Here is an 8444-nt window from a genome sequence, read left to right as displayed (position 1 = left end):
GCCGCGGATGCCGGCGCGGGCGACCGCCGCGTTCCTGGAGGCGGCGGTGCCCCGGCCGCCCGACGACCCCGCCCCCAGCCAGGTCCTCGCCTTCGCCCGGCTCAACGCCCTCACGCTCGCCCCGTGCCCGGGCACCGCCCAGCCGCAGCCCGAGGCGCACCGGGCGGCCGGGGGACGCGGTGCGGCGGTGCTGTACGCGGGGCTGGCCGAGGCGTACGAGTTGGCGGGTGTGCGCATCGGCCGGGGCGCGGAGCCGCACGCGGGTGACGCGCTGGACTGCTTCGTGAGCGCCTACACGCAGACGTACGGCGTCCGCGACACCCCGGACTTCCGCCGGCTGCTGGTCCGGCAGCTCGCGGACGACCCGCGGATCGACCGCTACTGGGAGCTGGTGGCCGAGGTCATCACCCCGCCGGGGGGCCGGCCGGAGCCGACGCCGGGTGCCGCGCACGACTGGCTGTTCGCCGCGCTCCGGGAGCAGGCGGCGACCACGGCGGCCTGAGCCGCCCGCCCCTCGCGAGAACCGGTCAGGGCATGTCGCCCCGCCAGTCGAAACGGCGGGGGTCGCCGGTCCTCGGCCCGTAGAGTGACCGGCCGCCCGCGCCGTAGCGGCCTATCTCCGTCGCCAGGGTCACGCCCCGGGCGCGTTCGTCCTCGGCGAGGTCCGTGACGTCCAGCAGCAGGCCGTCCAGCGGGCCGCCGACGAGCTGCGCGTATGCGCGTCCCGGCCGCGGCCCGGGGGTGTCGTGGTCGGCGCCGTAGACCCGGCCTCGCATGAACTCCACCTCATCCATGCCGGGCAGCCTCGCATCCGCCACTGACAACGCGGACGCGCGAGCCCGGGCCGGCACAGGTACCGGCCCGGGCGTCACGGTCGTCAGACCAGGTCGAAGCGGTCGAGGTTCATGACCTTGACCCAGGCGGCGACGAAGTCGTGCACGAACTTCTCCTTGGCGTCGTCGCAGGCGTAGACCTCGGCGAGGGCGCGCAGCTCGGAGTTCGAGCCGAAGACCAGGTCGGCGCGGCTGCCCGCCCACTTGACCTCGCCGGTGGCGGCGTCGCGGCCCTCGAACGTGGTCTGGTCCTCGGACGTCGACTTCCACGTGATGCCCAGGTCGAGCAGGTTGACGAAGAAGTCGTTGGTGAGCGAGCCGGGCGTCTTGGTGAAGGCACCGAGCGGGGACTGCTGGTGGCCTGCGCCCAGCACCCGCAGGCCGCCGACGAGGACGGTCGTCTCGGGCGCGCTCAGGGTGAGCAGGTTGGCCCGGTCCAGCAGCAGGAACTCGGCCGGCAGGCGGTTGCCCTTGCCCAGGTAGTTGCGGAACCCGTCGGCGGTCGGCTCCAGCGCCTCGAACGACTCGGCGTCGGTGTGCTCCTCCGTCGCGTCCACGCGGCCCGCGGCGAACGGCACCTCCACCTGGAAGCCGGCTTCCTTGGCGGCCTTCTCGACGGCGGCGGAGCCACCGAGGACGATCAGGTCGGCCAGGGAGACCTTCTTGGCGCCGGCGCCGGCGTTGAAGTCCCGCTGGACGCCCTCCAGGACCCGCAGGACCTGCGCGAGCTCGTCGGGCTCGTTGACCTCCCAGCCGCGCTGCGGCTCCAGGCGGATGCGGGCGCCGTTGGCGCCCCCGCGCTTGTCACTGCCGCGGAAGGTGGACGCGGAGGCCCAGGCGGTGGACACCAGCTGCGAGACGGTCAGACCGGACTCGAGGAGCTTCGTCTTGAGGGTGGCGACGTCCTCGGCGTCGATGGTCTCGCCCTCGGCCTCGGGCAGCGGGTCCTGCCACAGCAGGGTCTCCTCCGGGACCTCCGGGCCGAGGTACAGGGACTTCGGGCCCATGTCACGGTGGGTCAGCTTGTACCAGGCGCGGGCGAAGGCGTCCGCGAACTCCTCGGGGTTCTCGTAGAACCGGCGGGAGATCGGCTCGTAGATCGGGTCGAAGCGCAGCGACAGGTCGGTGGTGAGCATCTTCGGACGGTGCTTCTTCGACGGGTCGTGCGCGTCCGGGACGATCTCCGGGGCGTCCTTGGCCACCCACTGGTTGGCGCCGGCCGGGCTCTGCTCCAGCTCGTACTCGAACTCGAAGAGGTTCTTGAAGAACCCGTTGCTCCACTGCGTGGGCGTGGTGGTCCAGGTGACCTCCAGGCCGGAGGTGATGGCGTCCGCGCCCTTGCCGGTGCCGTGGGTGCTCCTCCAGCCCAGGCCCTGCTGCTCCATGGAGGCGGCCTCGGGGTCGTCGCCGACGGCGTCGGCCGGGCCGGCACCGTGGGTCTTGCCGAAGGTGTGGCCGCCGGCGATGAGCGCGACGGTCTCCTCGTCGTTCATCGCCATGCGGCGGAACGTCTCACGGATGTCGCGGGCCGCGGCGATCGGGTCCGGGTTGCCGTTCGGGCCCTCCGGGTTGACGTAGATCAGGCCCATCTGGACGGCGCCGAGCGGGTTCTCCAGCTCGCGGTCGCCGGTGTAGCGGCGGTCGTCGAGCCAGGTGGTCTCGGGGCCCCAGTAGACGTCCTCCTCGGCCTCCCAGACGTCGGCGCGGCCGCCGGCGAAGCCGAAGGTCTCGAAGCCCATCTGCTCCAGGGCCACGTTGCCGGTGAGGACCAGCAGGTCGGCCCAGGAGATGTTCTGGCCGTACTTCTTCTTGACCGGCCACAGCAGGCGGCGGGCCTTGTCGAGGTTGCCGTTGTCGGGCCAGCTGTTGAGCGGGGCGAAGCGCTGCTGGCCGGCCCCGGCGCCGCCGCGTCCGTCGCTGATGCGGTAGGTGCCCGCGCTGTGCCAGGCCATACGGATCATCAGCGGGCCGTAGTTGCCGAAGTCGGCGGGCCACCAGTCCTGCGAGGTGGTCAGCACCTCGGCGATGTCGCGTTTGACGGCGGCCAGGTCGAGGGACCGGAACGCCTCGGCGTAGTCGAACTCCTCGCCCAGCGGGTTGGCCACGGCGGGGTTCTTGGCGAGGATCTTCAGGTTGAGCCGCTCCGGCCACCACTGACGGTTTCCGCCGCCCTGGGTCGGGTGGAGGGCGCGGGTGTGGGCGACCGGGCAGCCGCCCGTCTCCTCGGTCTTCGCGTCGGTCACGATCGCGTCGTGGTTCTCGGACATGGGGATCCTTCCGAACGGGCGGTTCACGGTGCGGGAGAGGTGCTGGTGGGAGAGGTGCTGGTGCTGGAGCAGGCGGGGCACAGGCCCCGGTAGATGACCTCGGCCTCGTCGATCGCGAAGCCGTGGTCGTCGGAAGCGGTCAGACAGGGTGCCTCGCCGACGGCGCAGTCGACGTCGGCGAGCGCGCCGCACGACCGGCACACGACGTGGTGGTGGTTGTCGCCGACGCGCCCTTCGAAGCGGGCGGGGCTGCCGGGCGGCTGGATGCGGCGTACGAGGCCCGCCGCGGTGAGCGCGTGCAGGGCCTCGTACACGGCCTGGAGGGACACGTGGCCCACCCGGTCGCGCACGCCGGCGGCTATCGCCTCCACGCCGAGGTGATCGCCCGCCCGGACGGTCTCGAGCAGCGCGACGCGGGCGGCGGTGACCCGCAGCCCTGCTCCGCGCAGGTCCTTCGCTGTGGCCGTGCTCGGGGAGGCGGTCATGGCGGCGAACCTACTCGGGTAAACCGGAACTCTTCAAGGAAACGAACGATTCCAATTCAAGAAAGCCTGGGAACACGAGCACGGCAGGGCGAGGCGGAGGGGGCCGGGAGAGCCGGACGGCGTCCGTCCACGCATCCGCCGTGACGGCTGACGATCGTGGTAGACAACGTGGGTGGTGGGCACTGGCAGAGGGATGCCGCGACCGGCGCAGCGCGACGACAGGAATGAGTAGCCCGTGCTTGTGAAGACGTTCCGCTGGGCGTTCGCCGTCACCGTCCTCGGCCTCGCCGCGGGGGTCCTCTACGACGGCTGGACCGCCCTCGGCCTGGTGGCCATCCTGGCGGTCCTGGAGATCTCGCTGTCCTTCGACAACGCGGTGATCAACGCCGGGATCCTGAAGAAGATGAGCGCCTTCTGGCAGAAGATCTTCCTCACCGTCGGCATCGTGATCGCCGTCTTCGGCATGCGCCTGGTGTTCCCGGTCGTCATCGTGGCGATCAGCGCCCGGCTGAGTCCCTGGAACGCCGTCCACCTCGCGCTCACCGACAAGAACCGCTACCAGCAGCTGGTGACCGACGCCCACCCGTCGATCGCGGCGTTCGGCGGCATGTTCCTGCTGATGATCTTCCTGGACTTCGTCCTGGAGGACCGGGACATCAAGTGGCTGGGCGCCGTCGAACGGCCGCTGGCGAAGCTCGGCAGGGTCGACATGCTCTCGGTCTGCGTCGCCCTGATCGTGCTGCTCGTCTCCTCCATGACCTTCGCCGCCCACGCCCACCAGCACGGCGGCACGCATGCCGACAAGGCGCAGACCGTGCTGGTCGCGGGGATCGCCGGGCTGATCACGTACATGGCCGTCCACGGTCTCTCCGCGTACTTCGAGAACCGGCTCGAAGCGGAGGAGGAGCGCGAGCACGAGGCCGAGGAGGAGGCCGAACGCTCCGGCGGGGCCCGCTCGGCGGTGGCCCTGACGGGCAAGGCCGCGTTCTTCATGTTCCTGTACCTGGAGGTCCTGGACGCGTCGTTCTCCTTCGACGGTGTCATCGGCGCGTTCGCCATCACCAACGACATCGTCCTGATGGCCCTCGGCCTCGGCATCGGCGCCATGTACGTGCGGTCCCTGACCGTGTACCTGGTCCGCCAGGGCACCCTGGACGACTACGTCTACCTGGAGCACGGCGCCCACTACGCCATCGGCGCCCTCGCGGTCATCCTGCTCGTCACCATCCAGTACCAGATCAGCGAGATCGTCACCGGACTCATCGGCGTGGTCCTGATCGCCCTGTCCTTCTGGTCCTCGGTACGGCGCAACAAGGCGCTGGCGAACACCGGCTGACGCCGCGTCCGGGACCGGATCGGCCGCCCCGCGGCGCTCGCGGCGCCGAACAGGTGCGCTACATTTTGCATCGCCTTGACCGCGATCACCCACGATCACTCACGCTACGGAGCCGGCAACCCCATGAGCGACATCGTCAACGGACTCGGCCGCGCCACCGCCTACGGGGCCCTGGGCCTGGTCCTGTTGGTCCTCGGCATCCTCCTGGTGGACGTGCTGACGCCCGGGAAGCTCGGCCGGCAGATCTGGGAGCAGCGCAACCGCAACGCCGCGCTGGTGCTCAGCTCGGCGCTGCTCGGTGTCGGCGGCATCGTGTTCACGTCGATATGGACGACGTACGAGGACTTCGGCAAGGGCCTGGTGTCGACGGCGGCGTTCGGTCTGCTGGGGCTGGTGATGATGGCGCTGGCGTTCCTGGTGGTCGACGTGATCACCCCGGGGCGCCTCGGCGCGACGCTGGTCGAGCCCGAGCCGCACCCGGCGGTCTGGGTGACGGCGTGCTGCAACCTGGCGGTGTCGGCCATCGTCTCGGCCTCCATCGCCTGACGTCCGCCCCGCTCGGGAGAGGCCGGCGGGGCGCGTACGTCTTGTCCGGCGGGGTCAGTCGTCCCGCTCCACGCTCCACAGCGGCAGCCGCTCGAAGAAGGTGACCGCCTCCTCGCGCCACCGCGGACGCCAGCCCGCGGCCACCCGGCCGGCCTGCTCGGCGTACCGCCGCATGTCCGCCCGCATGAGGTCGGCCACGCCGTGGCGCTCGCCGGCCTCGCGGACCGCTGCGACGGTGTCCGGCGTGCAGGCGGGGTCCCCGAGGGCCCGTTCCACGAGAGCGCGGTCGGGGCCGCTGACGGTGGACAGCAGGCGGACGGTGGCGTACGTCCGCTTCCCCTCGCGGAGGTCGGTGCCCGTCGGCTTGCCCATCGCGGCGGCGTCGCCGAACAGGTCGAGGTAGTCGTCGCGCAGCTGGCCGCAGATGCCCACCAGCCGCGCGTAGCGGCGCAACTCCGCCTCGTGGTCGACCGGTTGCTCCCCCGCGGCCAGGAGTCCGAGGCACAGGGGCGCGAGGATCGAGTAGCGGGCCGACTTGTGGTCGGCGACGTCGTGCAGGACGTCGTCGGTGACCACGGGGCCGAAGTCGCGCTCCAGGTCGGCGATCTGGCCCACGAAGGTGTCGGCCGCGGCCCGGGTCTGGACCTCAATCATGGCCTGCCGCAGCCCGGCCGGCAGCCCGGAGTCGAGGAGCACCCGCAGACAGAGGGCGAGCGCGAGGTCGCCGGCGAGGACGGTGAGCCCGAGGGCGGCCCGCGGATGGCGCGGGAACCTCTCGCGGTAGGCGTAGTAGGTGGTGGGCCCGCCCCGGCGGGTGGCGCTGTCGTCGATGAGGTCGTCGTGCACCAGGCCGTGGGTCTGGAGCAGTTCGATGCTGAGCGCCGCGGCGTCCAGTGCCTCGGCGGGCGCGTCGTCGCGGACCAGCCGTGCGGCCTCGTGCAGCAGGACGACCCGCATGCGCTTGCCGCCGCGCAGCGACAGGTCGCGCAGCAGGTCGAGGCAGTCCGGGGTGAACCGGCTGAACGACGGCGCCTCCAGCGTCGCGCCCACCTTGTCGAAGTAGTCCGCGAAGAGCGTGTTGAACCGGCGCTCGTACCGGGCTACACGGTCCAGCAACTGCTCGGTCATGGCGGGTTCCTCCTGAGGCGGGGCGAGTGGGCGGGGCGAGTCCGGCGCGAAAGCGGCGTGCATGCGGGCGGAGTCGGCAAGGTGCTGATCATTGTCCGTCACTTGTGGTCCGCCGGTGCACGGACGGGTACCGGCGGCCGTGTTGGGCCTTACCGTTCACAGGGGCGGCGCCGGCCTCGACGGGCGGTCGGGGGTTCGAGTGCCGGCACCGGAACGACCGGGGGGTCGCCATGAGTGAGGTGCCTGGGGCGGACGCGTCGGCGGTGGTCGTCGGCCGCATCACGCAGATCGTCGAGGCGGCCGGACCGGACGGCGGGGCCCCGTGGCTGTTCGCGCGCTGCCTGGCCCACGCGGCCCGTTACGAGGCCTCCGGCCGGGACGGTGACATCGACCTGGCCCTGGCGGACTTCCAGGCCCTGCCCCCCGACGCACCGGGCCGGGCGAAGCTGGCGGCGGTCCTCGCGGAGCTGATGCTGGGGTCGGGCACGCTGTTCGGCTCACCCCGGCTGTCCTGGGCCGTGGCCCTGGCGGACGTGGCCGACGCGGACCCCGAGCCGATGCCGCAGTGGCCGAGGACGGCCGCCGCCCTGCGCGCGGGCGACCTGGTGGTGGCCGCGCAGGAGAGCCGTCCCGGCTTCGACCCTCGGGCGGCGCTGCGCTCTCTGGAGGAGTACGCGGCGCTCGTCGACGGCACCCCGTACGCCGACGCGGTCGACGCGGCGCAACTCGCCGTACGCCACCTGCTCGTCCAGGAGGACCCCAGCGCGTCCGAGGCGCGGCGGGTCACCGACGACATGCGCCGGTACACCGACCGGCTGGGGGTTCCGGATCCACGGCGCGGAGAGGACCGGCCCGACGGGCGCTCTCCGCTGAGCGGCCCGGGCGAGGTCATGCGACTGATGCAGGAGATGCACGCCTGCGCGGTGCGCTCGGACTTCCCGGCGATGGCCGAGCGCGCGGGGGAACTGCGCGACCTGGCACAGCGCCTGCCGCCCGGCGATCCGCTGCGCGGACAACTGGACCAGGCGCTGGCGACGGTCGGCCCGTTCCTCGGCATGCTCGGCGTGGACGGTACCGGCCAGGGCAGTGCGGGCGGGTGGACACGTCCGGTCGGCGCCGAGGAGCTGAGCGTCTTCCGTGACCTGGCCGCCCGGCCCGGGCTCTCCGGCGTCGACCGCGCCTTCCAGCTGAGCCAGCTCGCCCTGGCCGAACTGTCCCTGGACACGCCCGAGTCGGTGCGCGACGCGATCGGCCACCTCACCGAGGCCCTCGACTGTTCGCCCGCGCACGACCCGCGCCGCACCTACTACCGGCTCCAGGCCGGCACCGCGTACCTGCGCCAGTTCGAACGCGGTGACCGCCGGGCGCTGCGGACCGCCACGGCACTGCTCGAAGAGGCCCGGGACGCGGCCGCGTCGACGGCCCACACGATGTGGACGAACATCGCCATGCCGCTCGCCTACGCGTACCGGCTGGCCGACCGCCGGGACCTGAGCCGTTCGACCGCGTTGCGCGGTCTGCGCGGGCACGCCTGGAGGGTGCTGCTGGAGTCCACTCCGGACGAGGTGCAGGCCACCGCCCGCAACGCCACCGAGGACGCCCTGGAGACCGCCCGGTGGTGCCTGTCGGACAACGCCGCGGAGGACGCCGCGACCGCCCTGGACGCCGGGCGGGGCCTCATCCTGTACGCGGCGGCCGAGACCCGTGACCTGGAGGCCCGGCTGACCGCCGCGGGCCATGCGGGGCTCGCCGGGCGGTGGCGGGCGGCCCGGGCGGCGGACCCGGCCGGCGAGGCCCCGGTCGACCTGCGGCGGGACGTGGTGGCGGCGCTGGCCGGTGTGCCCCTGCG

Annotated in this window: 6 protein-coding genes and 2 pseudogenes; 4 read left to right on the top strand and 4 right to left on the bottom strand. The window is 72.5% G+C overall.

The genetic code is table 11. The features are described 5' to 3' along the window. A pseudogene (locus tag GTW67_RS23330) lies at nucleotides 1–502 on the top strand (MerR family transcriptional regulator); the annotation flags it as partial. A 25-nt stretch (nucleotides 503–527) separates the two neighbouring features. Here GTW67_RS23330 and GTW67_RS23325 read toward each other — a convergent pair. The 3 genes from GTW67_RS23325 to GTW67_RS23315 form a co-directional block, all read right to left on the bottom strand. Next, entirely contained in the window at nucleotides 528–794 is a 267-nt protein-coding gene (locus GTW67_RS23325) for a hypothetical protein (RefSeq protein WP_161166757.1), read from the bottom strand. 83 nt (nucleotides 795–877) lie between these two features. After that, the gene (gene katG / locus GTW67_RS23320; protein WP_161166756.1) at nucleotides 878–3100 is read right to left on the bottom strand and encodes a catalase/peroxidase HPI; all 2223 of its coding nucleotides are present in this window, start codon (nucleotides 3098–3100) and stop codon (nucleotides 878–880) included. 23 nt (nucleotides 3101–3123) lie between these two features. Further along, nucleotides 3124–3585: a Fur family transcriptional regulator gene (locus GTW67_RS23315; RefSeq protein ID WP_161166755.1), complete on the bottom strand. Its 462-nt coding sequence runs from the start codon at nucleotides 3583–3585 to the stop codon at nucleotides 3124–3126. Between the two features lie 235 nt (nucleotides 3586–3820). On the opposite strand from GTW67_RS23315, the gene GTW67_RS23310 reads away from it, so the two are divergent. Continuing rightward, nucleotides 3821–4921 (top strand): DUF475 domain-containing protein, encoded by a 1101-nt coding sequence (locus GTW67_RS23310; RefSeq protein ID WP_161166754.1) that lies wholly within the window; start codon nucleotides 3821–3823, stop codon nucleotides 4919–4921. Nucleotides 4922–5044: 123 nt separating this feature from the next. Beyond that, entirely contained in the window at nucleotides 5045–5467 is a 423-nt protein-coding gene (locus tag GTW67_RS23305) for a DUF350 domain-containing protein (protein ID WP_161166753.1), read from the top strand. A gap of 54 nt (nucleotides 5468–5521) precedes the next feature. Here GTW67_RS23305 and GTW67_RS23300 read toward each other — a convergent pair whose 3' ends face one another. Further along, a complete protein-coding gene (locus GTW67_RS23300; RefSeq protein WP_161166752.1) occupies nucleotides 5522–6595 on the bottom strand; it encodes a polyprenyl synthetase family protein in 1074 nt (357 codons plus the stop codon). Between the two features lie 230 nt (nucleotides 6596–6825). Here GTW67_RS23300 and GTW67_RS23295 point away from each other — a divergent pair. Beyond that, nucleotides 6826–8444, top strand: a pseudogene (locus tag GTW67_RS23295) (hypothetical protein); the annotation flags it as partial.

Source organism: Streptomyces sp. SID5910, assembly GCF_009862125.1.
Classification (GTDB): Bacteria; Actinomycetota; Actinomycetes; order Streptomycetales; family Streptomycetaceae; genus Streptomyces.
This window is presented reverse-complemented; position numbering and strand designations above follow the sequence as displayed.

Coding starts and splice junctions, on each gene's coding strand:
- GTW67_RS23325 (WP_161166757.1), bottom strand. CDS start 794: ATGGATGAGGTGGAGTTCATGCGAGGCCGGGTCTACGGCGCCGACCAC.
- katG (WP_161166756.1), bottom strand. CDS start 3,100: ATGTCCGAGAACCACGACGCGATCGTGACCGACGCGAAGACCGAGGAG.
- GTW67_RS23315 (WP_161166755.1), bottom strand. CDS start 3,585: ATGACCGCCTCCCCGAGCACGGCCACAGCGAAGGACCTGCGCGGAGCA.
- GTW67_RS23305 (WP_161166753.1), top strand. CDS start 5,045: ATGAGCGACATCGTCAACGGACTCGGCCGCGCCACCGCCTACGGGGCC.
- GTW67_RS23300 (WP_161166752.1), bottom strand. CDS start 6,595: ATGACCGAGCAGTTGCTGGACCGTGTAGCCCGGTACGAGCGCCGGTTC.